Origin of the sequence: Variovorax trehalosi (assembly GCF_051216415.1) — a bacterium.
Taxonomy (GTDB): domain Bacteria; phylum Pseudomonadota; class Gammaproteobacteria; order Burkholderiales; family Burkholderiaceae_C; genus Variovorax.
In genome coordinates, this window is the sequence record NZ_JBPJZG010000004.1 from 705179 (window position 1) to 728033 (window position 22855).

The window sequence follows — 22855 nt, forward strand, 5'->3', positions numbered from 1 at the left end:
GCATGGCGGCAACTGAACACTCCAAGAATCCGGACTGTCTGATCGTCGGCCACCCGTATGCCGCCATCGGCATGGGTGCCCACTGCCGGGGCGTGGTGCGCTCGCTGGCCGCGGCGTACGGCAACCTCTCGGTGCACGACGTCTACAAGGTGACCCAGCCCATGGCGCGGGAAGCGCGGGAGTTCGGCCCGCTGCTGACCGAGCAGTTCACCGCACCCGTGCGGATCTTCTGCATCAACGGGGACGAGATCGATCCCGTGGTCCGCACGATCGAGCAGAAGCTGCCGGGTGCGTTCGCCGGCGGCTACAACATCATCTATCCGATGTGGGAGCTGCCGAGGTACCCGCAGGAGTGGGCGCGGCAGATCGAGCGATTCGACGAAGTCTGGTCGCCGTCGCTTCACGTGGATGCGGCCTTGCGCGCGGCGGTCGGCAAGCCGGTCGTCCACCTGCCCATTGCCGTCGAACCGCGGGTTCACGAGCTCTTCGACCGCAAATACTTCGGCATTCCGGAGTCTCGCTACACGATGCTTTTCTTCTTCGATGCGCTGTCCTATGCCAGCCGGAAGAATCCGTGGGCTGCGATCGACGTCTTCAAGCGCGTGCTCGCGCAGAGGCCGCTGGCCAAGCTCCAGCTGGTGCTGAAGATCAACAACTCGGCGCGCGATGCGAAGTCGCTGGAGCGACTCAAGGCCGAGATCGAACCCATCCATGACCGGGTCACGCTGATCGACAAGACGGTGTCCGAAGAGGAGGTCAAGAGCCTCGTAAGGGTCTGCGATTCCTTCCTCTCGCTGCACCGAGCCGAAGGCTTCGGCCTCGGGCCGGCGGAGGCCATGTTCTTCGACAAGCCGGCCATCGTGACGGCCTGGTCCGGCAACATGGACTACATGACGCCCGACAACTCGCTGGGTGTTCGCTACAACCTCATCCCGCTGGTCGAGGGCGACTATCCGCATTGGCAGGACCAGGTGTGGGCCGATGCTGATCTGGACGACGCCGCGCGGAAGGTGCTCGCGCTCTTCGACGATCCCGAGTTCGGCCGGCAGCTGGGCAAGCGCGCCGGCATCCACATGCGCACGCATTTCTCGCATCGCCGGCAGGGCCTGCGCTACCGCGAACAGCTGCAACGGATCGCGTTGACGCTCCAGCAGGAGCGCTGAGCGCGCGGTGTCCGGTTGCACGGGCGGCTGGCGCTTCCGAAAAAATTGCGCGTACCACGTATGTGCGACTTGGCGATGCAGGAGCTTTCCAGCTGCGGGTTGCTTCTGTGAAAAATTATTGTTAACGAAGGTTCATGGATAAACTGCGCGCAACAAAAAACAACTGTTGCCGCGATGTTTCCTGGTACCCCGCGCACGATCGCCGTCGTCATACCCACGTTCAATCGCCAGGAGCGCCTTCGGCGTGCGGTGGAAAGCGTGCTGCAGGAGACGCGGGTCCCCATCGTCCTGCACATCTTCGACAACGCATCCACCGACGAAACCGAGCGTTTTGCGCGCGAGCTGGCGGCACGCGATTCGCGGGTGGTCTATGTGCGCAACGCCTCCAACATCGGCGGACATGCGAATTACGCGAAAGCGCTGGACAGCGTCGAGGCGGCGTATTTCGTCCCGCTGGCCGACGACGACTATCTGCTGCCCGATTTCCTGCACGACGCCTACCGGATCCTCGAAGCGCACGAGAACGTGGGTGCCGCCGTCTTCGTGACGGAAACGCGCACCGATGGCGGCGCCATCGGGATGACATACCCGGAGCATCCCGAAAAGATCCGGCTCGGCCTGGTGAACCCGCTCGACCACATGCGCGACTGGCTCAGCTACGGGCACTACAGCTGGAGCTCGGTGCTCTGGCGCTCGAAGGTGCTCGCGGAGGTGGGCGCGCCCTACCTGCACGTGGGGCTGCCCAGCGACGTCGACTTCCAGGCCCAGATCTTCTGCTCGCACCCGGTCTACCTCGTGAACAGGCTCGGCGCCGTCTACACGCAACACGACGATCAGGCCAGCATGGGGTACGACCTGTCGCACATCAAGTCGTGGGGGACGCTCTTCAAGCGGCTGGACCGCGCGGTCCTCGACCGGGGCCTCTTCCCGGTGGAAGAGTACCTGCCGCTGCGCGCGAAGATGCAGCAGCGCTACAGGAGCATCTGGAACATCGCCGCCAAGGAAGAGCTCGATTCCCGGCAACTGGTGTCGTCTGCCTCCGCAGCCGGATTCCGGCTGGGCGATTGGCCGCTGGCGTTTTCGCTCATCGACACCCTCGCCGCAAAGCCTCGCGATCCAGGGGTGGACGGCGTTGACGACAGTTCGGTCCTGTTGCTGCCCGAAGACGTCGTTGCCGAGAGCGCGACGCCGGACCGGCCGCAGGGATTTCTCGCGTCGGTGCTGTGGAGCTTCAAGGCGGCCAGCGCGGTGATCGCTTCAGCAAAGAGCACCGCGGCGACCAAGGAGCGGGCCCTGTCCGAACAGAAGACGCTCGCCGCGCAATTGCAGCAGACGTGCGTCGCCCTGGAGTCCAGCCTCGCCGACCAGACCGCGCAGACCGCGGCTGCGCGCGCCGAGGCCGATGCCTGGCGCTCGAAGTTCGAAGCCGTCGACGCCAGGGTGTCGGTGCTTCAAGGCAGATTGCTCTTCAGAATCCTCCGCAAGCTCCGCCTGATGCGGATTTAGGACCGGAAAACCTCGATTCCCGGCGCGCGTCCAGCGCACAATGTCGCCCCATGAAATCCGTGAACATGACGAACTCCGTTGGTGGCATGTGCGCTGCAAGTGAAGCCGGCGGCCGTTGGCTGCCGGGCCATCCCGAGAAGGAGCTCCCCCGATGAAGGCCGTCATCCTCGCGGGCGGCCTGGGCACCCGGATTTCGGAGGAAACCCACCTGAAGCCCAAGCCCATGGTGGAGATCGGTGCCAAGCCCGTGCTGTGGCACATCATGAAGCTCTACTCGGCCTACGGCATCAACGACTTCGTCATCTGCTGTGGCTACAAGGGCTACATGATCAAGGAGTACTTCGCCAACTACTTCCTTCACATGTCCGACGTGACCTTCGACATGCGCAGCAACCAGATGCATGTCCACCAGCGCAAGGCCGAGCCCTGGCAGGTGACGCTGGTCGACACCGGCGAAGACACCATGACCGGCGGGCGGCTCAGGCGGGTTGCAGAATTCGTGCGCGATGAGGAGGCCTTCTGCTTCACCTACGGAGACGGCGTCGCGGACATCGACATCGGCAAGCTGATCGAATACCACGGTGCCCACGGTCGCCTGGCGACGGTCACCGCCGTGCAGCCGGCCGGACGCTACGGCGCGCTCGAGCTCGACGGCGATGCGGTGCGTGGCTTCGTCGAGAAGCCGCGCGGCGACGGCGGCTGGATCAACGGCGGCTTCTTCGTGCTGTCCCCGCAGTGCCTCGACTACATCGACGGTGACCGCGCCAGCTGGGAGGGCGAGCCCCTGGCACGGATTGCGAAGGACGACCAGTTGCGCGCCTTCGAGCACGCGGGCTTCTGGCAGCCGATGGACACACTGCGCGACAAGATGCACCTCGAGCAGCTGTGGGCGACCCAGGCCGCACCCTGGAAGGTGTGGGCGTGAACACGGCCTTCTGGCGCGGCAAACGGGTCCTGGTCACGGGGCACACGGGCTTCAAGGGCAGCTGGCTGGCGCTCTGGCTCCAGGCTGCCGGCGCCGAGGTTCACGGTTATTCGCTCGCACCGCCGACGGCAACCAACCTGTTCACGCAAGCTCGCGTCGCTGATCTCATGGCGGGACACACGCTGGGCGATGTTCGCGATCTCGGGGGGCTGCAGCAGGCCGTTCGGCAAGCCGCGCCGGAGATCGTCTTCCACCTGGCCGCGCAATCCCTGGTTCGCCCTTCCTACAAGGACCCGGTGGAAAGCTATGCCACCAATGTCATGGGCACCGTGCACCTGCTCGAAGCGGTGCGTGCTTCTACCGGTGTCCGCGCTGTTGTCAGCGTCACGACGGACAAGGTCTACGAGAACCGCGAATGGCACTGGGGCTACCGCGAAGACGAGCCCCTCGGCGGACTGGATCCCTACGCCAGCAGCAAGGCTTGCGCCGAATTCGTGACCGCGGCCTACCGCACCTCGTTTCTTGCACAGGCCGGCGTGGCCGTGGCCAGCGCGCGCGCCGGCAATGTGATCGGCGGGGGCGACTGGGCCGAGGACCGCCTAGTGCCCGATTTCTTCCGCGCCACCGACAAGGCCTTGCCGCTGGAGGTGCGCCATGCCGGCGCCACCCGGCCATGGCAGCACGTGCTGGAGCCGCTCGGCGGTTACCTGCTGCTGGCGGAGCGCCTGGCGGGTGGCAATCCCGCATTCGCGCAGGCCTGGAACTTCGGCCCCGGCGACGACGATGCGGTGCCGGTGCGCGATCTGCTGGACCGGCTTGCACGCCGCGTGCCCGGCGCGCAATGGAGGGAAACATCTCCCGGTACCGTGCACGAAGCCAATTACCTGAAGCTCGACAGCAGCAAGGCGCGCGCGGCGCTGGGCTGGCGCCCCCGCTGGACGCTCGACGAAGCGCTCGACAGGACGGTCGAATGGCATCGGGCCTGGCGCGCGGGCGAAGACATGCAGAAGGTCTGCCGATCGCAGATCGTGGCCTACCAGGGCGACGGCGGGCATGGCCAGGTTTGACGTCCGCGCGACGCCGCTCGCGGGCGTGATGCGTATCCAGCGCCAGAAGCTCGAAGACTCGCGCGGCTTCTTCAGCCGCTTCTTCTGCGCGGAGGAGCTGGCCGCTGCGGGATTCTCCGAGCCCATCGCCCAGATCAACCATACGCAGACCCGCCGGCGTGGATCGGTGCGCGGGCTGCATTTCCAGCATCCGCCGCACGCGGAGGACAAGCTGGTGAGTTGCCTGCACGGCGAGATCTTCGACGTCGCGGTCGATCTTCGCCGGGGTTCGCCGACCTTCCTTCAATGGCACGGCGAAATACTGAGCGCCGGGAACGCCACGAGCCTGCTCATCCCCAAGGGCTTTGCCCATGGCTTCCAGACGCTCGGCGACGATGCCGAGCTGCTGTATCTTCATTCGGCGCCGTATGCGGCGGCGGCCGAGGGCGCGCTGAACGCGCGCGACCCCGCGCTTGCCATTGCCTGGCCTCTCGCATTCGGCGATATGTCCGACCGCGATGCCAGCCATCCCTTCATCACCGCCGAGTTCACGGGTCTTCCTGGATGAAATGCCGCCACTGTCACACCGAGCTGAGTCTGCCGTTCATCGATCTGGCGACGGCACCGCCTTCCAACGCGTACCTGCACGCCGATCAACTGAACGCGCCTGAAAAGTGGTACCCCCTGCGTGTCTTCACCTGCACGCAATGCTGGCTGGTGCAGACCGACGACTACGCGCACCACGCCGATCTGTTTTCCAGCGAGTACGCCTATTTCAGCTCCTTCTCGTCCAGCTGGCTCGCGCATTCGCAGCGCTATGTCCGCGACATCGTGCAGCGCTTCGCACTGGACCGCAGCGCTCACGTGATCGAGGTCGCGGCCAACGACGGCTACCTGCTGCAGTACGTGCGCGACGCCGGCATTCCGTGCCTGGGCATCGAGCCGACGGCCAGCACGGCGAAGGCGGCGCGCGAGAAGGGCATCGAGATCGTCGAGGAATTCTTCGGCGTGGCCTTGGCCGAGCAACTCGTCGCTGCCGGAAAGAGCGCCGACCTCACCGCGGCGAACAACGTGCTGGCCCACGTGCCGAACATCAACGACTTCGTCGCGGGTTTTGCCGCGGTCCTCAAGCCGCAGGGCGTGGCCACCTTCGAGTTTCCGCATCTGCTGCGGCTGGTGTCGGAGTGCCAGTTCGACACGATCTATCACGAGCATTTCTCCTACCTCTCGCTCACCTCGGTGTGCCGGATGTTCGAGGCGAACGGGCTCCGTGTGTTCGATGTCGAGCAGCTCGAAACCCATGGCGGCAGCCTGCGCGTGTTCGCGCAGCGGCTGGACACGGGCCGGCGGCCGGTCGAGCCCGCCGTGTCCCGCGTGCTGGCCCTGGAAGACTCGGCGGGCGTCGCAACTTCCGGCTACTACGCGGGCTTCCAGCAGCGCGCCGACGACGTGCGCGACGGACTGATGTCGTTCCTGATCGAAGCGCGGCGCGCGGGCAAGCGCACCGGCGCCTATGGCGCCGCGGCCAAGGGCAACACGCTGCTCAACTATGCCGGCGTGCGCGCCGGCCTGCTGCCATGGGTGGTGGACCGCAATCCAGCCAAGCAGGGCCTCTTCATGCCCGGCAGCCGCATTCCGATCGTCGATGAAGCCCACCTGAAGCGCGCGCGGCCGGACTACGTCCTGATCCTGCCGTGGAACCTCAAGGCAGAGGTCATGGATCAGCTGGCCTATATCCGCGAGTGGGGCGGCCGGTTCGTCTGGGCGGTGCCCGGGATCGAAGTCGCATGAAGATCGCGGTCACCGGCGCCAGCGGCTTCGTGGGGCGCCACGTGCTGCAGGCGCTTGCCCGCACCGACGACGTCGAGGTGGTGGCGGCATCGCGCGGCCCCGCCGGCGATTGGCTGCCGGCCGGCATGCGGCATGTCGCACTCGACATCGCTGCAGAGGCCCCGGATGCGTTCGCGAAGCTCGGGCACCCCGACGTGGTGATGCACCTGGCCTGGGACGGCCTGCCCAATTACCAGGCGCTGCATCATTTCGAGTTGCAGCTGGGGCAGCAGTACCGCTTCCTTCGCGGTCTTGTCGATGCGGGCCTGCCATCGCTGCTGTGCACCGGCACCTGCTTCGAGTACGGCATGCAATCGGGCGAGCTGCACGAGTCGCTGGTGACGGATCCGCGCAATCCCTACGGCTTTGCCAAGGACGCGTTGCGGCGCGAACTCGAGTTCCTGCGCGACGGCAGCAAGCTCCAGCTGACCTGGGCACGGCTTTTCTACATGCATGGGGAAGGGCAGGCGCCCAACTCGCTCTACAGCCAGTTCATGGCGGCAGGCCTTCGCGGCGACGATGTTTTCAAGATGTCGGGCGGCGAGCAGCTGCGCGACTACCTGCATGTTTCAGCGGTCGCTTCGGCGCTGGTCGCGCTGGCGTGCCGTGCCAACGGGGCGGGCGTCGTCAATGTCTGTTCGGGACGCCCCGTATCGGTCCGCGCACTGGTCGAGGGATGGCTCGGGACGCACCCATGGCCCATGAAGCTGGCGCTCGGACACTTCCCCTATCCCACCTACGAACCGATGGCGTTCTGGGGAAGCAACGCGCGACTGACGCAATGTCTGGAGAACCGTTGATGGACCGTGAATTGCTCCGCGTCGAAGACCTGCCGGTGCTTCAGAACAAGGTCTACCCGCATGCCGAAGCGGCCCGCAGTGCGCCCAGAGGGCGCATGGTGCTCGCGCAGAGCCGGGCCAACGGCCTGATCTTCAACAGCGCATTCGATCCCGATCTCCTCAGCTACGACGCCGACTACCAGAACGAGCAGGCCTGCTCGCCCGTGTTCCGCGAGCACCTGGACAACGTCCTGGGCATCGTCCGGCGCCATTTCCGCACGCCTTCGTTGATCGAGGTCGGCTGCGGCAAGGGCTATTTCCTGGCGCACCTGCGCGCGGCCGGCTACGACGCCACGGGAATCGATCCCGCCTACGAGGGCGACAGCCCGCATGTAGTGAAGGCGGCTTTTTCCGAAGCGCTGGGCATGACCTCGGATGCCATCGTGCTGCGGCACGTACTGGAGCACATCCAGGATCCGATGTCCTTTCTTCGGGCGGTGGCCCGTGCCAATGGCGGGCAGGGAAAGATCTACATCGAGGTGCCTTGCTTCGACTGGATCTGCGAGCGGCGCGCCTGGTTCGACATCTTCTACGAGCACGTGAACTACTTTCGCGCGGCGGACTTTCGGCGCATGTTCGGCCGGATCGAAGAGGTGGGCCATCTCTTCGGCGGCCAGTACCAGTACGTCGTGGCGGACCTGTCGACATTGCAGGATCTCGCCCCCGAAGCGAGCGAGTTCGCGCTGCCCGAAGATTTTCTGGGGGGCATCGAACGAAGCAAGGCGCTCGCACGCAGCACCGAAGGCCCGAAGGCCATCTGGGGCGCATCGTCGAAGGGCGTGATCTTTGCGCACCATCTGGAGCGCGAGGGCATTGCGCTCGACCTTGCGATCGACATCAATCCCGTCAAGCAGCAGAGGTACATGGCCGGCACCGGCCTCAGAATCCTGTCGCCATCGGACGCGCTCCAGGTTCTTCCCGCGAATTCGCTGGTGTTCGTGATGAACTCCAATTACTTCGATGAGATCGCGCAGCAGTCTCATCACCGATTCCATCTCGTCAAGGTAGATCAACATGACTTTTGAAGCAGAGGTCGCGCAACGCGTCGCGGCCAACGAAACCAACCTGACGCTCAAGAAGGACGCGCAGAACCTGATGAATTCGTCCATCAGGGCCGGCTACTCGTACAACTTCTCGTGGATGGGGCGGCCGGTCATCCAGTACCCGCAGGACCTGGTGGCGATGCAGGAGATCATCTGGCGTGTGCAACCCGACCTGATCATCGAGACCGGCATCGCGCACGGCGGATCGCTGATCTTTTCGGCCGCGATGCTCGAGCTCAACGCCGCTTGCGGCGGCCCGGCCGATGCGAAGGTCCTGGGGCTCGACATCGACATCCGCGCGCACAACCGCCAGGCGATCGAGGCGCATCCGATGTCCCGCCGCATCTCGATGATCGAAGGCTCCAGCACAGCGCCGGAGGTGGTCGAGCAGGTACGGCAGTTCGCATCGGGCAGGAAGAGCGTGCTGGTCTGTCTCGACAGCAACCACACCCACGCCCACGTGCTGGCGGAGCTGGAGGCCTACGCGCCCCTGGCGACGGTCGGCAGCTACTGCGTGGTGTTCGACACCATCGTGGAGGACCTCCCCAAGGAGATGTACCCCGACCGCCCCTGGGGCCCGGGCGACAACCCGAAAACGGCCGTCCACGAATACCTGAAGACGCATCCGGAATTCGAGATCGACCGCGCGGTCGACCATAAGCTGATGATCAGCGTGGCCCCCGACGGGTACCTGAAACGGGTTCGCTGAATCGCACCGTAAGGCGGAAGATCGGAGGATTGGGCAAAAACGTCACACGTATTACGTTTTACTGACAGCGCCTTTGGCGCGCAGGCGCGTTGTTGTCATGGCGCGGCCTTGCGAAGCGTATTCCGGGTAGCCAGATCGGCATGGCGCTTCGGCGGGGAGCGCAATGCATTGCGGCACAATTACACGCCCCGCCCTGAACTGAAGAAGATTTGAGATCGCATATGAAAAAGCACGCAGTAGTCACCGGTATTACAGGTCAGGACGGCGCCTATCTGGCCCAACTGCTCTTGAGCAAGGGCTACGTCGTGCACGGCACATTCCGCCGCACCAGCTCCGTCAATTTCTGGCGGATCGAGGAATTGGGCATTCAAGATGATCCCAACCTCAAGCTCGTGGAGCATGACCTCACCGATCTCGGGAGCTCGCTGACGCTCATCAAGGAGGCCAAGCCGCATGAGGTCTACAACCTGGCGGCGCAGAGCTTCGTGGGCGTGAGCTTCAACCAGCCCGACGCCACGGCGCAGATCACCGGCATGGGCGCGCTCCACCTGCTCGAAGCCATCCGCCTCACCGACCGCGGCATCCGCTTCTACCAAGCGTCCACCTCGGAGATGTTCGGCAAGGTGCAGGCGATTCCCCAGGTCGAGGACACCCCTTTCTATCCGCGCAGCCCTTACGGCGTCGCCAAGCTCTTTGCGCACTGGATGACGATCAACTACCGCGAGAGCTACGACATCTTCGGCAGCAGCGGCATCTTGTTCAACCACGAGAGCCCGCTGCGCGGCCGCGAATTCGTGACCCGCAAGATCACCGACTCCGTGGCCAAGATCAAGCTGGGCAAGCTCGAGGTGCTGGAGCTGGGCAACCTCGGTGCCAAGCGGGACTGGGGCTTTGCCAAGGAATATGTCGAAGGCATGTGGCGGATGCTGCAGGTCGACGAAGCCGACACCTTCGTGCTGGCCACCAACCGGACCGAGACGGTGCGGCATTTCGTCGATCTCGCGTTCAAGGCGGCAGGCTACGAGCTGCGTTTCGAAGGCGAGGAGCAGAACGAAGTCGGCATCGACATCGCCAGCGGCAAGACGATGGTCAAGGTGAACCCGAAGTTCTATCGACCGTCCGAAGTGGACCTGCTCATCGGCAATCCGGAGCGGGCGAAGCGAAAGCTCGGCTGGGAGCCCACGACAACGCTCGAACAACTCTGCACGATGATGGTGGAAGCAGACCTTCGCCGCAACAAGAGCGGTCACTCGTTCTGACAGTGGCCGGATCGTCCGGCCCGCACGTCCGCAACGCGGAACAGGCGCACCAAGACGCCGAAGGAAAAGAATGGTGATCAACGAACTCAAGAAGGTTGTCCGACGCTTGGGAAGGCAGGCGCGCAACCTGGGAAGGAGCCTTGGCTCCAGGGCTTCCATCGTTCGTGGGATCCGGGAACAGGGACTGTTCGACGCCGACTTCTATCGCCGCGAGTATCCCGTCGTTGCCGCGGAAGTGTCCGATCCGCTGCAGCATTACCTTGCGCACGGATGGAAGCACGCCATGGAGCCCTCGAACCGGTTTTCGGTGCGGGCCTATCTCGGCAGGAATCCCGACGTGCGGCAGGCAAGGCTCGATCCGCTGGCGCACTGGGTGCGCTATGGCAAGACGGACGGCCGCATCCTTCCGCAGGCACCGGTCGCCGAGACCCCGTGGTTCGAAGACGACAGGCTGTACCCGCTGCCCGACGACGTGGTGCACTACGAATTGATGGCGGGCCGCGCGTACTTCGGCGGCGCGGGCTTCGACTTCGCGCAGCGCGAAGCCGGTGCCACGGTCGTCGAGGCGGCCAGGGCAATGGCGTCGAGGACACCGCTTCTCACCATCGATGCCGCATCGCCCAAGGTCTCGATCGTCATCCCGGTGTACGGGCAGACGCACTTCGCGCTGAACTGCCTCGACTCGCTCGTTCGGCTGCGCTCGAAGTATTCGGTCGAGGTGATCGTGGCGGACGATGCATCGCCCGCGGCCGCGCGGACGGACGTGCTCAAGGGCATTCCCTGGATCCGCTATGAGCGCCGCGCAGAGAACGGCGGGTTCCTCGAATGCTGCAACTCGACCGTGCAGCTGGCGCGTGGCGAAATCATCGTTCTGCTGAACAGCGATACACGGGTGGTCGACGGCTGGCTGGACGAACTCGTCGAGGCCTTCGACCTGTTTCCCAAGGCCGGCATGGTCGGCTCGAAACTGTTCAACGACGACGCCACGCTGCAAGAGGCCGGCGGCATCTTCTGGCGCGACGGTTCCGCCCACAACTACGGCAGGGGCGACGATCCCAACCGGCCGCAGTACTGCTTCGCGCGCCAGGCCGACTTCATCTCGGGCGCCTCCATCGCGATCCGCAAATCGGTCTGGGATGCGATGGGCGGCTTCGATCCGGTCTACAAGCCGGCCTACTGCGAGGACGCCGACCTGGCATTCCGGCTGCGCCGCGCCGGCTACGAGGTGTGGTTCGTTCCCACGTCGCGTGTCATCCACTACGAAGGCATCACCCATGGGCGCGACGTCACGCAGGGTATCAAGGCCTACCAGGTCACCAACCTGAAGAAGTTCGCCGAGCGCTTCAGCGCCGAACTGGTGGCGCACCCGCAGCCGGGCTCGAGCTCGGTGCGCGCGGCCAACTGGCGCAGCAGGCAGAACATCCTCTTCGTCGATGCACTGACGCCGACGCCGGACCAGGATTCGGGCTCGATCGTGACCAACGAGGTCATGGCCTCCTACCGCGAGGCCGGTTTCGGCGAGAGCTTCTTCCCGCTTCACTCGCCGTACTGGTCGAAGAAGTACACGGCCGCGCTGCAGCGCCGAGGCGTGTGCTGCCACTACAAGCCGTTTTCCAGCGACATCGGCGAGGTGCTCGATCTCGACAACTGCTTCGACTACGCGCTGCTGTACCGCTACAACGTGGCGCAGGCGATCCACGGGGAGCTGCGCGAGAAAGCACCGGCCACGCGCGTGCTGTTCGCCAACGTCGACCTTCATTTCCTGCGCGAAGCGCGCGCGGCCGAGAACGCCAACGATCAACTGGCGCTCCTGCGTTCCGAGTCCACGAAGAAGAACGAGCTCGAGATGTTCCTGCGTGCGGATGCCTCGTTCGTCCACACGCAGATCGAGAAGGACGTGATCCAGGCGGCCGTGCCGCGCGCGCTCGACAACATGGTCGTGCTGCCCTGGATCTCGGAGGTCTTTCGCGACACCCCGGGCTTCGCGAACCGTGCAGACATCATGTTCCTGGGCAATTTTCCCCATGCGCCCAATGTCGATTCCATGCTGTTCTTCATGCAGTCGATCTGGCCCGCGCTGCAGCGCGACCTGCCGGCGCATGCGAGGCTCCTGGTCGTCGGCAACCAGCCGCCCAAGGAGGTGCAGGACCTGGCGTCGGAGCGCGTCATCGTGACGGGTTTCGTGGAGGAGCTCGCACCGTACTTCCTGACATCCCGCGTGTTCGTGGCGCCGCTGCGCTACGGGGCCGGCATCAAGGGAAAGCTGGTGACCGCGCTGGCCCATGGTGTTCCGAGCGTGGCGACCCGCATCGCCGCGGAAGGCATCGCGACGTCGGAAGAAGGCCACCTTTCGATCACGGACGATCCCGCACAATTTGCCGCCGAGGTGCTGCGCATCTACCAGGACGAAGCATCGTGGCTGCGCATGCGCGAGGCCGGACTGGCCTACGTCGAGCAGCACTATTCGAGGGCTGCGACCCGCAAGCTGTGCATGCAGGCGCTGGCCACCGCGGACAAGGTCTGGGCCGTGCGGCAGGCGTACCAGCAACAGCGGTTCTTCGAAGCGATCATGAGGGAAAACGGTGAGTTCGAACCGACCCGGGCCGATTGAGAAATTCGTGCGTTTTCACATTCGAGTCGTCACGCCTTTTCAATGAACAAGAACGAATCGATCCCGAATCGCCCCGCCCACGAGGGGCCGGCGACTGCCGATGACGTCGAGAAGATCGAAGGCGGTAGCGCGTCCGCGTTCGAGGCCTTGCTCGAGGCGGCGAACGAGCGGGCGAATGCCGCGCTGACGCAGCAGCGCGAGATCCAGAACTCGATCTCCTGGCGCATCACGGCGCCCCTGCGCAAGGCGGCCGATGCGATGCCGGAACCCATGCGCGCCAACCTGCGGCGCGGCGCAAAGGCCGCATGGTGGGCGCTGACGCCCTGGCGCATGCCGGAGCGGCTGCGCGCTCTGCGCATGAAGCGTCCGGAGGAGGCGTCGCTTGGCGGAACGCCCGATCCCGAGGATGCCTATGGCGCGTGGATCGCCGGCACCGAGACCCGATCGGCTCTCGCTGGCGATGCGCCCCAGGCGCCGCAGCTGTCCTTTCTCCTGGCCGCCGAGCGCGACCCCGAGGCGCTGCTTCGAACGCTTGCATCGCTGCGTTCCCAGGCTTCCAGGCGCTGGGAGGCCCTGGTCGCGGTCGAGACCGGCGATGCGGGGGCGGCCATCCAGTCCGCGCTGGACACGCTGGCCAAGGAGCCGCGCATCGTCCGCGTCGCGGTCCCGGAGGGCTCGCGCTCGCGGGGCTTGGCCGTCTGTGCGGCGCAGGCCACGGGCGAATTTGTGGCGTTGCTCGAGGCCGGAGACATCGTGGCGGCGGGCGCACTCGACGAAATCGCCAGTGCATTGGCGCGCGCGCCGCACAGCGACATCGTCTACGGCGACGAGGACGAGATCTCCGCGGAAGGGTTTCGCCAGAACCCGTATTTCAAGCCTGGCTGGTCGCCCGACCTGCTCTATGCCTTCAACTACTTCGGCCGCCTGACGCTGCTGCGCGCAAGCGTGGTCCGGGCGGCGGGTGGCGTCGATCCGACCCTCGAGGCCGGCGCCGAATGGGACCTCAACCTCCGGGCGAGCGAACAGGCCGGCGTCGTCACGCGCATTCCCAAGGTGTTGTGCCACCGGAAGACCGGCGGCAACCGGGAGCGCGCGGGCCCACAGACCCCGGAGGCGGCCGGACACCGCGAGGCGCTGCGCAGGCACTGGGTGCGCCATGGCGTCGATGCCGCCATCGAGACGCAGCCCGACGGCACGCAGCGGGCCACCTGGGCGCTGGCCCATCAGCCGCTGGTGTCGATCATCGTCCCGACCAAGGACAAGGTCGACCTGCTGCGCACCTGCATCGACGGACTGCTGACGGGCACCGACTACGGCAACACCGAGATCATCCTGGTGGACACCGGCTCGGTCGAACTCCAGACGCAGGCCTACTACGAAGAGCTGCGGCACCTCACGCAGGTGTCGATCGTTCATTTCAGCAAGAAATTCAACTACTCGGCGGCATGCAACCACGGCGCGTCGTTTGCACGCGGTGAGTTGCTGCTGTTCCTCAACAACGACATCGAGGTCCTGTCCCGCGACTGGCTCCAGGAGATGGTGCGCTTCGCCCAGCGTCCCGGGGTCGGCGTGGTGGGCACGCAGCTTCTCTACCCCGACGGGCAACTGCAGCACGGCGGCGTCGGCGTGGGTGTCCACCTGTGCGGGCTCATGTACCGCTCGGCCGAGAGCGGGGCGTGGGGCGTGTTCGGGTCCGCGGACCATCCGCGCAACTGGCTGGCCATCATGGGCGCGTGCCAGCTGGTGAGTCGCGAGGCCTTCGAGCGCGTTGGCGGGTTCGACGAAGCCTACCTGGTGGCCTGCAGCGACGTTGCGTTGTGCCTGAACATCTGGCGCGCGGGCTATCGCACGGCCTATGCGCCGCATGCCCGGCTGCGCCATCACGAAGGCGCGACGCGCGGCACGGTCAACCCGACGCTGGACATGCAGCGCCTCGCCGACGACATCCGCCTGCTGGGCATCGACGAAGACCCCTACCTGCATCCGGAGCTCGATGCCCGCGAGCCGATTCCCGCGCTGCGGCTGGGCGGCGCGCCCACGGTGCGCGAGAGCCTCATGGCCGACACGCGCGCGCTCGGCTCGCTGATGCTGCCGGCCACGGTGCTCGACCTGTCCAACGACCGCACTTGCCTGGAGGCTGCGGGCCTGCCGAGGGAGGATGTGGTGTGGCCCCCGGAGCCTGCGCACCGCATCGCCGACACCTGGTCGGCGGCGCGCTGGTGCCTCGACCTGCTGCGCACCCGCCCCGACATCGCCCGGCGCTTTCCGCAGGCGCTGTCCGGTGGCACCGACGGTGAATTCGGCCGCTGGATCGCCAACGAAGGCGGCAAGGCGCTGCACCTGTCCGGCAGTGCGAGGGCCCTTGTGGCCGGCTGCCTGTCGATGGACCTTGGCGCCCGCGCGCGCCAGACCTACCTTTTCCACGACGACATCAAGACCCCTTTGCCCCACGGCCTGCTGCCGACGGGGCAGTTCGAGCTGTTCCAGTGGTTCATGCGGCAGGGGCGCCAGGCCACGGGCCTGCGGCTCGAAGAAGTCTGGTGGCTGCTGCGTGAGGCATCGGAGCAGCCCGCCGTCGAGTTGCTGCGGGCCTATGCCTTCGCTCCCGCCTGGCAAACGCTCTATCCGGACGGCCTCACCATGTTCGGCCGGCGTGCGTTCGCGGCCTGGTTCGGTGCGACCTACCGCGTGAAGGATGCATGGGCCGATCCGACCCACTGGCAAGTGGACATGACGCCCGCAGCGCAGATCCGCACGGCCTACCTGGCCCGCGAGGACTGGCGCCTGCAACATCCGCGCGCGCTCGACGATGCGCGCCATGCCACTGTGCTGATCGAATGGCTTGCCACGCCCGCTGCAGCGCAGTCGGCCGAGGTCGCCGCATGGTGCGCCGCGCTCGACACCGCACAGGTCGCGGCGGAAATGGTCGCGCCGGGGGTCAACGTGATCGGGCATTTCTCCTATCCCTCGGGATTGCGCGTCTCGGTCGAGGCGCTGGTCGAAGGCCTGCAGCGCGTCGGCGTGCAGACCTCGCTGCGTGACCTCAAGACCGACCGCAAGGACGATCCGACGCATGCGAAGTTCGACGGCTTCGAGGATTTCGGGACCACGCTGATCCACGCGCAGCCCGAGCCCTTTTTCGACCAGGCGTTCGCCCGCAGCGATCTCCACGAGCGCTCGCCGCGCACCTATCGCATCGGCTACTGGTACTGGGAGTTCGATTCCATTCCCGAGTCGTGGGTGGCGCATGCCGAGAAGGTCGACGAGGTCTGGGCGGCCACCGAGTTCGTCGCGCGGGGCCTGCGCGCCCGGCTGGCGCAGCCAGTGCGCACGCTGTTCCCGGGCGTGAAGCTCGGCCCCTTCGAGCGTCGCCCGCGTTCGTATTTCGGCCTCCGGGACGAGCCCTACACCTTCCTGTTCACCTTCCACATGATGAGCGTCATGGAGCGGAAGAATCCCATCGGGCTCATCCGTGCCTTCGCGCGTGCCTTCGGTGACGACGACACGGTGCAGCTGGTGCTCAAGACTTCCTTCGGCGATCGCCATCCGCAGCAGTTCGAGGCCTTGCAGGCGGCGGCTGCCGCGGCGGCCAACGTGACGATCATCAACGAGGTCTACAGCCCCGAGGACGTGCTCTCGCTGATGGACGCCTGCGATGCGTACGTGTCGCTGCATCGCAGCGAGGGCCTGGGTCTCACCATGGCGGAAGCCATGCTCATGGGCAAGCCCGTCATTGCCACCAACTTCTCGGGCAACGTCGACTTCATGGACAGCAGCAACAGCCTGCTGGTGGACTACGAACTCGTGAAGCTGGGCAAGTCGATCCCGCCCTACGATGCGCACCTCGAATGGGCCGAGCCCTCAGAAGCGCATGCCGCCGAGCTGATGCGGCGCGTGTTCGACAACCAGGCCTGGGCGGCCGAGCTGGGCGCTGCGGCCAAGGCCAGTGCCGAACGCGCGCTGTCGCTCGATGTCGCAGGGCAGAAGGCCGCGGACCGGCTGGCCGAGATCAGGGCGCAGCAGCGCGACGCCCGCAACGGGCGCCGCGACGACTGATCAGGAAGCCTCGACGATCCGCCCGTGCTCCATGTGGATCACGCGGTTGCATTCCTTGGCGATCAGGTCCGGCGAGTGCGAGGCCAGCACCAGGATGCCGGACTTGGACACCACGTCGCGCATGCGCTGTTCGGCTTTTTCGGTGAACTCGGCATCGCCGACCGAGAGCCATTCGTCCATCAGGAGGATGTCGGCCTCGACGCTGGTCGAGATCGAGAACGCCAGCCGCATCATCATGCCGGTGGAGTAGGTGCGCACGGGCATGTTGACGTACTCGCCCAGGCCGCTGAACTCGCAGATATCGTCGGTGAGCCGGTCGACCGCTTTCTTGCTCATGCCCATCACGAGGCCGCGCAGCATGATGTTCTCGATGCCGGTGGCGTCCATCTCGATGCCGAGCGACGGGTCGATCAGGCTCGCCACCGAGCCCTGCCGGGTGAATTCGCCGGAGGAGGGTTCATACACGCCTGCGAGCGTGCGCAGCAGCGTGGACTTGCCCGCGCCGTTGTGGCCGACGAGGCCCAGCCGGTCGCCGCTCTTGAGCTCGATGTTGATGCCGCTGAGCGCCTGCACCACGGTGACGCCGGTTTCCTTGCCGAAGCGTCCACCGGTGACCGATGCCGCCAGCGTCTTCTTGAGCGATGCCGCACCGGCCCCGTAGATCGGGAAGTTGACGGCGACGTTTTTGAGAGAGATGAATGCCATGAATCAGAGCCAGTAGACGACGCGGCGACGGTATTTGGCGAACAGCAGGGCTGCGGCAATGAGGCTCACCGCCGTCCAGGCCAGGATGCCCCACCAGTTGTGGGCATCGGCGACGCCGCCCATCAATGGGGTACGCAACAGGTCCAGCATCTGCGCGAAGGGATTCCAGAGGATGTACTTGGCGCGCGCGGGCAGGCTCGAGGGTACCCAGAACACCGGCGTGAGGAACATCAGCATCTGCATCACGCTGGTCACGATCTGGGTCACGTCGCGGTAGCGCGTGCAGATCAGGCCGAGCAGCAGGCCGAGGGCGTGCGCATTGACGATCAGGATGAGGAAGGCCGGCAGCACCAGCAGTGCCGACCAGGAAAGCGAGATGCCCGCCCACAGCGCCACCGGCACGTAGAGCACGATCTGGTGGGCGAACTGGATCAGGTTGCGCGCCATGCTGCGCCAGACGAAGAGGCTGATCGGGAAGTAGCCCTGCTTCAGGTAGTTGGACGACCCGACGAAGGCATTGCAGGCATCGGTCACCACGCTGGAGAAGAAGGCCCAGAAGATGACGCCGAGCGCCAGGTGCGGGAAGAATTCGTTCAGCTTGGTGCCGAAGAGCGACGCATACAGCGGCCCCATGCCGCTGATCATGACGCCCATGCTCAGCGTGAGCCACAGTGGCCCGAGCATGGAGCGGCGGTAGCGCAGCACGATGTCGAACCAGGCGAGCGTCCACCAGATGTCGGTACGGCGGGTGCCTTCCCACCAGTCGGAAATGGCGCTTCGATGCAGATTGGAGTGAACTTGGCTCATGTGCGTCCGTAAGTGTCTGCGAGGCGAACGATGTCGTCCTCGCCAAGGTAGCCGCCGCACTGGACTTCGATGAGCACCAGTTCTTCGTCGCCTATATTGGTCAAGCGGTGTTTCTCTTTCAAGGGGATGTAGCGGTACTGGCCGGGCAGGGTTTCGTGCTCGACATCGCCGATCTGGACGATGCCGCGGCCCTGAACCACGACCCAGTGTTCCGCGCGGTGGTGGTGATATTGCAAGGACAGCGATTCTCCCGGCATGACCGTGATGCGCTTGACCTTGTAGCCTTCCTCTTCCTTCAGTGCCGAGTAGGTGCCCCACGGGCGGTTCACCACCGCGGGCGAGTGCACCGTCTCGTGCTTGCGGGCTTTCAGCGTGTCGACCACCTTCTTCACGTCCTGGGCGCTGTCCTTGTGCGCCACGAGCAGTGCGTCGGGCGTGTCGACGATGACCAGGTCGTGCACGCCCAGCGTGGCCACCAGCTTGGGCGAGTGGCTGTCGACCTGCACGTGGGTGCCGGTGGTGTCGATGGCCACGACGTTCGAGGGCATGGTGTTGCCGCTGGCATCGGGCGTGAGCGCCTTGGCCAGCGCGGGCCACGAGCCGACGTCGCTCCAGCCGAACTTGGCGGGCACCACATGCACGTTGTCGGCCGGCTCCATGACCGCGTAGTCGATGCTGATGTCAGGCTGTAGCCCGAAGGTGTGCAGATCGAACTGGATCGTCTCGCCCGTTGCCTGCGACGACTCGAGCGCGCGGCGTGCCGCGGCCAGCAGTTCAGGCGCATGGCGCTCGAAGGCGGCGACGATGGCGTCCGCGGTGAAGCAGAACATGCCGCTGTTCCAGTAGTAGCGGCCGGTGGCCAAGTACTCCTGGGCGGTCTGGAGGTCGGGCTTCTCGACGAAGCGCTTGGCAGCCTGGCTCTCGCGCGAGACCTTGGCCACCTCGACATAGCCGAAGCCCGTGTCGGGCCCGGTGGGATTGATGCCGAACACCACCAGCTTGCCCTGGGTGGCGAGGCGGAACGCCTGGTTGGCGCTGGCCACGAAGGCCTCGACATCGGGCACCAGGTGGTCGGCCGACAGCACGAGCATCACGGTGTCGCCGCTGAATTGCCGGATGCACTGCAGTGCGGCCAGGGCGATGGCAGGCCCGGTGTTGCGGCCCCGCGGCTCCAGCAGCAGCGTGGCCTCGGGCGGGTCGGACATCTGGCGCAGCACGTCCTTGGTGAGAAACAGGTGGTCCTTGTTGGTGACGACCATCAGGTCGCCCGTGCCGCAGGCCTGGCCCCGCTCGATGGCCTGCTGGAGCAGGGTGGTGCCACCGAGTTTCATGAAGGGCTTGGGAAAGGCTTGCCGAGATGCTGGCCAAAGCCGGGAACCTGCCCCCCCCGAAAGCACAACTGAAAGGACGCGCATTTTTTTATAGGGTGTGATGAGGGGATAATTTTACCGGTCCCCACGAGGTGGCCCCGTAACGATTGGAAGCGTCTATTTTCGTGATCTCGAGCAATGCCCAGTAAGCCTACGCTGCCGCCTGCGCAGCCTTTTCCCCGGCGGCGCGGGCTCGACATCGCTTCGAGCAATGCACAGCTGCAGCGGCAGATCGGTTTGCTGGAGGTGCAGGTCAAGGCCCTGGATGCACAGGTCCGCAGCATGACGCAGTCCAGCAGCTGGCGCCTGACGGCCCCTTTGCGGTGGCTGAGCGGCCATCTTCAGCGCGTTGTGCGCGGCGTGCCGTCGGCCGCCGCTCCCGTCCAACGGGGGAGCTATGCCGACTGGGTGGCGCGCTACGACAACCCTGGCAGCGACGCTCCGGAAGAGGGCTGCCGTGCGGAGATGGCCGCGCGTGCCCGCTTCCTGGTGTTGACTCCAGACGCAGCGTCGTCGCAGGAAACGGCCCGGTCCCTGGCGGCCCAGACCTACAAGGAGTGGACGCTTCAGGCCGACCCGCTGACCGATCCCGTGGATGCGGACTGGATCGTCTGGCTCGAGCCGGGTTGCACGCTGGCCGCCCATGCGCTCTTCACGATCGCGAAGGAGATCGCCGCGCATCCCGGGGTCCGCATGCTGTATGCCGACACGGACGTGATCGACGCCGCGGGGCAGCGCAGCGACCCCTGCTTCAAGCCCGACTGGAATCCGGACTTGTTCCTGTCCCGCAATCTTTTCTCGCCGATGGGCGTTGTCCAGGCCAGCCTGTTCGACGAGGCCGGCGGGCTGAATGCCGCCGCCAATGGCGGGCAGGGCTTCGATCTGGCGTTGCGTTGCGTGGAACAGGTCCAGCCTGATCAGATCCGGCACATCCCGCGCATCCTCAGTCATTCCAGCGCGCCGCTCGCAGCGGCCGGTACGGCCGATGTGCAGGCACTCGACAGGCACTTTCAGCGCACCGGCACCACGGCCCACGCCGAGGCGACGGCCTACGGCCTTCGCGCGCACTATGCGTTGCCCGAAACGCCGCCCTTCGTGTCGCTCGTCATCCCGACCCGCAACGGCGTGAACCTGGTCCGCCAGTGCATCGAGAGCATCGTCCTGGAGACTGCCTACCCGAACTACGAAATCCTGCTGGTCGACAACGGCTCGGACGACCCCGAGGCGCTCGCGTACTTCGCCGCGCTCGATGCGCAGCCGGGCATCACCGTGATCCGCGACGACCGCCCCTTCAACTACTCGGCGCTGAACAACGCCGCCGTGGTGCAGGCACGCGGAGAATTCGTCGGCCTGCTCAACAACGACATCGAAGTCATCTCCCCCGACTGGCTCCACGAAATGGTGTCCCTCGCGCTGCAGCCCGGCGTGGGCGCGGTCGGTGCGAAGTTGCTCTACCCCGACATGACCATCCAGCATGGCGGCGTCGTCCTGGGCATCGGGGGCATGGCCGGGCACGCGCACAAGCACCTGCCATCGACCGTCGCGGGCCATGGCGGTCGCGCGCAGCTGGTCCAGAATTTTTCGGCGGTCACTGCGGCTTGCCTCGTCGTGCGCAAGTCGCTCTACGAACAGGTCGGTGGGCTCGATGAAGAGCAACTTGGCGTGGCCTACAACGACGTCGACTTCTGCTTGCGCCTGCGTGAGGCCGGCTACCGCAACGTCTGGACGCCCTACGCCGAGCTGCTGCACCACGAATCGGCGAGCCGCGGCCTCGAGGTGGCGGCCGAATCGCGCGACCGGCTCGCGCGCGAATCCGCCTTCATGCAAAGCCGCTGGGCCGGGCTGATCGCCCACGACCCCGCCTACAACCCCAACCTCACGCTCGACACCGAAGATTTCGACCTGGCATGGCCGCCGCGCAACTCCCGCGACGGCGCCGCCCCGGCAACCCACCCATGAACGCTCCCCGCCCCCTCGAAGTCTCCGTCGCCCTCTGCACCTACAACGGCGCCCGGTTCCTCCGCGAGCAGGTGCGCAGCATCTGCCTGCAGACCCGGCCACCGGTCGAGATCGTGCTGTCCGACGACGCCTCGCGCGACGGCTCTGTCGAGGTGGTGCGCGCCGCCGTCGCCGAATGCGCGGCCGAGCGCCCGGGCCCGCCGATTGCCCTGCGGGTCTTCGAGAATCCGGTCGCGTTGCGCGTTGTCAAGAACTTCGAGCAGGCCATCAGCGCCTGCACCAGCGAGCTGATCGCGCTCAGCGACCAGGACGACGTGTGGATGCCCGACCGGCTCGCGCTGATGGTGGCCCACTTCGAACAGGACGCCAACCTGCTGCTGCTGCACACCGATGCGCGGCTGGTCGACTCCGAACGCCGCGATCTGAACCAGACGCTGTTCCATGCGCTCGAGGTCACGCCTTTGGAGCTCGCGCAAGTGCACGGCGGCAAGGCCTTCGACGCGCTGCTGCGCCGCAACCTGGTGACCGGCGCAACCACCGTCTTTCGCCGCTCGCTGCTGGCCGACGCCTTGCCGCTGCCGGTCGAGTGGGTGCACGACGAATGGCTGAGCATCGTCGCATCGACCACGGCGCGGGTCGACCTGCTGGAGCAGTCCCTCATCGAATACCGCCAGCATGAATCCAACCAGATCGGCGCGCGGCGTGACACCTTTGCGGAGAAGGTGCGCAAGGCGCTGGCTTCCCGCGGCAACACGCACGTCGAGCGGGCGATCAAGGCCGAGCTGCTGCTTGCGCGGCTGCTGCAGATGGGCGATCGGGTCCCGCCCGAAATCATCGCCAAGGTGCGCAGCAAGATCGAGCACCAGCGCTTTCGCGCCGCCTTGCCCGCGTCGCGGCTGGCGCGCATCGTGCCGATCGCCCGCGAAGCCATGACCGGCCGCTACGACAAGTTCGGCCGTGGCGTGCGCGGCGTGGTCCGCGATCTTTTCGAATCTGTGTAGGCTCCGACCCCAAAGAACCATGAACC

General features: G+C 65.9%; 17 protein-coding genes. 14 read left to right on the forward strand and 3 right to left on the reverse strand.

Going from position 1 to position 22855, the window contains the following annotated elements; genetic code table 11:
• Positions 1 to 2: 2 nt before the first annotated feature.
• From ACSFA7_RS18755 to ACSFA7_RS18810, 12 genes are all read left to right on the forward strand, one after another.
• Entirely contained in the window at positions 3 to 1163 is a 1161-nt protein-coding gene (locus ACSFA7_RS18755) for a glycosyltransferase (RefSeq protein WP_435500765.1), read from the forward strand.
• Between the two features lie 174 nt (positions 1164 to 1337).
• Positions 1338 to 2669, forward strand: a complete 1332-nt coding sequence (locus ACSFA7_RS18760; RefSeq protein ID WP_435500766.1) for a glycosyltransferase family 2 protein — start codon at positions 1338 to 1340, stop codon at positions 2667 to 2669.
• 151 nt (positions 2670 to 2820) lie between these two features.
• The gene (gene rfbF, locus ACSFA7_RS18765; protein ID WP_435500767.1) at positions 2821 to 3594 is read left to right on the forward strand and encodes a glucose-1-phosphate cytidylyltransferase; all 774 of its coding nucleotides are present in this window, start codon (positions 2821 to 2823) and stop codon (positions 3592 to 3594) included.
• Positions 3591 to 4661 (forward strand): CDP-glucose 4,6-dehydratase, encoded by a 1071-nt coding sequence (rfbG, locus tag ACSFA7_RS18770; RefSeq protein ID WP_435500768.1) that lies wholly within the window; start codon positions 3591 to 3593, stop codon positions 4659 to 4661. Before rfbF ends, rfbG begins: the two co-directional genes overlap by 4 nt.
• The gene (locus tag ACSFA7_RS18775) at positions 4648 to 5208 is read left to right on the forward strand and encodes a dTDP-4-dehydrorhamnose 3,5-epimerase family protein (protein ID WP_435500769.1); all 561 of its coding nucleotides are present in this window, start codon (positions 4648 to 4650) and stop codon (positions 5206 to 5208) included. The genes rfbG and ACSFA7_RS18775 overlap by 14 nt, the downstream gene beginning before the upstream one ends.
• On the forward strand, positions 5205 to 6431 hold the full coding sequence (locus tag ACSFA7_RS18780) for a methyltransferase domain-containing protein (RefSeq protein WP_435500770.1): 1227 nt from the start codon (positions 5205 to 5207) through the stop codon (positions 6429 to 6431). The genes ACSFA7_RS18775 and ACSFA7_RS18780 overlap by 4 nt, the downstream gene beginning before the upstream one ends.
• Positions 6428 to 7270 (forward strand): NAD-dependent epimerase/dehydratase family protein, encoded by an 843-nt coding sequence (locus ACSFA7_RS18785; protein ID WP_435500771.1) that lies wholly within the window; start codon positions 6428 to 6430, stop codon positions 7268 to 7270. The genes ACSFA7_RS18780 and ACSFA7_RS18785 overlap by 4 nt, the downstream gene beginning before the upstream one ends.
• Complete coding sequence (locus tag ACSFA7_RS18790) at positions 7165 to 8334, forward strand: class I SAM-dependent methyltransferase (protein WP_435500772.1); 1170 nt, start codon at positions 7165 to 7167, stop codon at positions 8332 to 8334. Before ACSFA7_RS18785 ends, ACSFA7_RS18790 begins: the two co-directional genes overlap by 106 nt.
• Entirely contained in the window at positions 8324 to 9061 is a 738-nt protein-coding gene (locus ACSFA7_RS18795; RefSeq protein WP_435500773.1) for a cephalosporin hydroxylase family protein, read from the forward strand. The genes ACSFA7_RS18790 and ACSFA7_RS18795 overlap by 11 nt, the downstream gene beginning before the upstream one ends.
• A gap of 221 nt (positions 9062 to 9282) precedes the next feature.
• The gene (gene gmd, locus ACSFA7_RS18800; RefSeq protein WP_435500774.1) at positions 9283 to 10320 is read left to right on the forward strand and encodes a GDP-mannose 4,6-dehydratase; all 1038 of its coding nucleotides are present in this window, start codon (positions 9283 to 9285) and stop codon (positions 10318 to 10320) included.
• Positions 10321 to 10603: 283 nt separating this feature from the next.
• Positions 10604 to 12931, forward strand: coding sequence for a glycosyltransferase (locus tag ACSFA7_RS18805; RefSeq protein ID WP_435500775.1), 2328 nt, complete (start codon positions 10604 to 10606; stop codon positions 12929 to 12931).
• Positions 12932 to 12973: 42 nt separating this feature from the next.
• Entirely contained in the window at positions 12974 to 16987 is a 4014-nt protein-coding gene (locus ACSFA7_RS18810) for a glycosyltransferase (RefSeq protein ID WP_435500776.1), read from the forward strand.
• Here ACSFA7_RS18810 and ACSFA7_RS18815 read toward each other — a convergent pair whose 3' ends face one another.
• The 3 genes from ACSFA7_RS18815 to ACSFA7_RS18825 are packed head-to-tail and all read right to left on the reverse strand — an operon-like array spanning position 16988 to position 19914.
• Entirely contained in the window at positions 16988 to 17692 is a 705-nt protein-coding gene (locus ACSFA7_RS18815; protein WP_435500777.1) for an ABC transporter ATP-binding protein, read from the reverse strand.
• A gap of 3 nt (positions 17693 to 17695) precedes the next feature.
• Positions 17696 to 18499 carry an ABC transporter permease gene (locus tag ACSFA7_RS18820; protein ID WP_435500778.1) on the reverse strand — a complete coding sequence of 268 codons (804 nt, stop codon included), beginning with the start codon at positions 18497 to 18499 and terminating at the stop codon, positions 17696 to 17698.
• Complete coding sequence (locus ACSFA7_RS18825) at positions 18496 to 19914, reverse strand: mannose-1-phosphate guanylyltransferase/mannose-6-phosphate isomerase (protein ID WP_435500779.1); 1419 nt, start codon at positions 19912 to 19914, stop codon at positions 18496 to 18498. The genes ACSFA7_RS18820 and ACSFA7_RS18825 overlap by 4 nt, the downstream gene beginning before the upstream one ends.
• 93 nt (positions 19915 to 20007) lie before the next feature.
• Here ACSFA7_RS18825 and ACSFA7_RS18830 point away from each other — a divergent pair, with 93 nt between their 5' ends.
• Together ACSFA7_RS18830 and ACSFA7_RS18835 are read left to right on the forward strand one after the other, a co-directional pair.
• Positions 20008 to 21828 (forward strand): glycosyltransferase family 2 protein, encoded by a 1821-nt coding sequence (locus ACSFA7_RS18830; protein ID WP_435500780.1) that lies wholly within the window; start codon positions 20008 to 20010, stop codon positions 21826 to 21828.
• Positions 21825 to 22829 (forward strand): glycosyltransferase family 2 protein, encoded by a 1005-nt coding sequence (locus tag ACSFA7_RS18835; RefSeq protein WP_435500781.1) that lies wholly within the window; start codon positions 21825 to 21827, stop codon positions 22827 to 22829. The genes ACSFA7_RS18830 and ACSFA7_RS18835 overlap by 4 nt, the downstream gene beginning before the upstream one ends.
• Positions 22830 to 22855: the final 26 nt, after the last annotated feature.